The sequence below is a fragment of the Syntrophomonas zehnderi OL-4 genome (assembly GCF_000983115.1).
Classification (GTDB): domain Bacteria; phylum Bacillota; class Syntrophomonadia; order Syntrophomonadales; family Syntrophomonadaceae; genus Syntrophomonas_B; species Syntrophomonas_B zehnderi.
The window spans coordinates 105,332-106,828 of record NZ_CGIH01000005.1; the positions used below are offsets into that span (position 1 = coordinate 105,332).

Genomic DNA, 1,497 nt, shown 5'->3' on the forward strand with positions numbered 1-1,497 from the left:
GCGGAAGCTAAAGCTTCCGCTACGGCAGGTATGGGCAGATACGCTAAATGCTTGCGGAAGCTAAAGCTTCCGCTACGGTTCCCGGGAAAAATGATACGGCAATCGCCCCGCCGATAATCGTAGGGGAGGCTTCAGCCTCCCCCGGTAGATCAGCCACCCCCGGATATACGCTAAATGCCTGCGGAAGCTAAAGCTTCCGCTACGGCAGGTATGGGCAGATACGCTAAATGCTTGCGGAAGCTAAAGCTTCCGCTACGGTTCCCGGGAAAAATGATACGGCAATCGCCCCGCCGATAATCGTAGGGGAGGCTTCAGCCTCCCCCGGTAGATCAGCCACCCCCGGATATACGCTAAATGCCTGCGGAAGCTAAAGCTTCCGCTACGGTTCCCGGGTAAAAACGTACGGCAATCGGCCTGCGGATAATCGTAGGGGAGGCTTCAGCCTCCCCCGGGATATACGCTAAATGCTTGCGGAAGCTAAAGCTTCCGCTACGGTTACCGGGATATAATGATACGTCGATCGGCCTGCGGACAATCGTAGGGGAGGCTTCAGCCTCCCCCGGGGTAGATCAGCCTCCCGGGGATATACGCCAAATGCTTGCGGAAGCTAAAGCTTCCGCTACGGTTACCGGGAAAAATGATACGTCGATCGGCCTGCGGATAATCGTAGGGGAGGCTTCAGCCTCCCCCAGTAGATCAGCCTCCCCCGGGTATACGTCAAATGCTTGCGGAAGCTAAAGCTTCCGCTACGGTTACCGGGAAAAATGATACGTCAATCGCCCCGCCGATAATCGTAGGGGAGGCTTCAGCCTCCCCCGGGTAGACCAGCCTCCCCCGGGTATACGTCAAATGCTTGCGGAAGCTGAAGCTTCCGCTACGGTTACCGGGAAAAATGATACGTCAATCGCCCTGCGGATAATCGTAGGGGAGGCTTCAGCCTCCCCCGGGTAGACCAGGCTCCCGGGGATATACGCCAAATGCTTGCGGAAGCTGAAGCTTCCGCTACGGTTCCCGGGAAAAATGATACGTCAATCGGCCTGCGGATAATCGTAGGGGAGGCTTCAGCCTCCCCCGGCAGATCAGCTTCCCCCGGATATACGCTAAATGCTTGCGGAAGCTAAAGCTTCCGCTACGGTTACCGGGAAAAATGATACGGCAATCGACCCGCCGACAATCGTAGGGGAGGCTTCAGCCTCCCCCGGTAGATCAGCCTCCCCCGGGTATACGCCAAATGCTTGCGGAAGCTAAAGCTTCCGCTACGGCAGGTATGGGCAGATACGCTAAATGCTTGCGGAAGCTAAAGCTTCCGCTACGGTTACCGGGAAAAATGATACGGCAATCGACCCGCCGACAATCGTAGGGGAGGCTTCAGCCTCCCCCGGTAGATCAGCCTCCCCCGGGTATACGCCAAATGCTTGCGGAAGCTAAAGCTTCCGCTACGGCAGGTATGGGCAGATACGCTAAATGCTTGCGGAAGCTAAAGCTTCCGCTACGGTT

5 protein-coding genes are annotated in these 1,497 nt (G+C 56.8%); all 5 read left to right on the forward strand.

The features are described from left to right. Nucleotides 1-47 precede the first annotated feature (47 nt). The 5 genes from AAV90_RS14785 (at nucleotide 48) to AAV90_RS14800 (ending at nucleotide 1,428) form a co-directional block, all read left to right on the forward strand. Nucleotides 48-191: a hypothetical protein gene (locus AAV90_RS14785; protein WP_157609466.1), complete on the forward strand. Its 144-nt coding sequence runs from the start codon at nucleotides 48-50 to the stop codon at nucleotides 189-191. 36 nt (nucleotides 192-227) lie between these two features. Beyond that, nucleotides 228-371, forward strand: coding sequence for a hypothetical protein (locus AAV90_RS14790; protein WP_157609466.1), 144 nt, complete (start codon nucleotides 228-230; stop codon nucleotides 369-371). A gap of 606 nt (nucleotides 372-977) precedes the next feature. Beyond that, a complete protein-coding gene (locus tag AAV90_RS14795) occupies nucleotides 978-1,121 on the forward strand; it encodes a hypothetical protein (protein ID WP_157609467.1) in 144 nt (47 codons plus the stop codon). Further along, the gene (locus AAV90_RS15220) at nucleotides 1,105-1,248 is read left to right on the forward strand and encodes a hypothetical protein (protein WP_157609468.1); all 144 of its coding nucleotides are present in this window, start codon (nucleotides 1,105-1,107) and stop codon (nucleotides 1,246-1,248) included. Before AAV90_RS14795 ends, AAV90_RS15220 begins: the two co-directional genes overlap by 17 nt. A 36-nt stretch (nucleotides 1,249-1,284) precedes the next feature. Then, entirely contained in the window at nucleotides 1,285-1,428 is a 144-nt protein-coding gene (locus tag AAV90_RS14800) for a hypothetical protein (protein WP_157609468.1), read from the forward strand. Nucleotides 1,429-1,497: the final 69 nt, after the last annotated feature.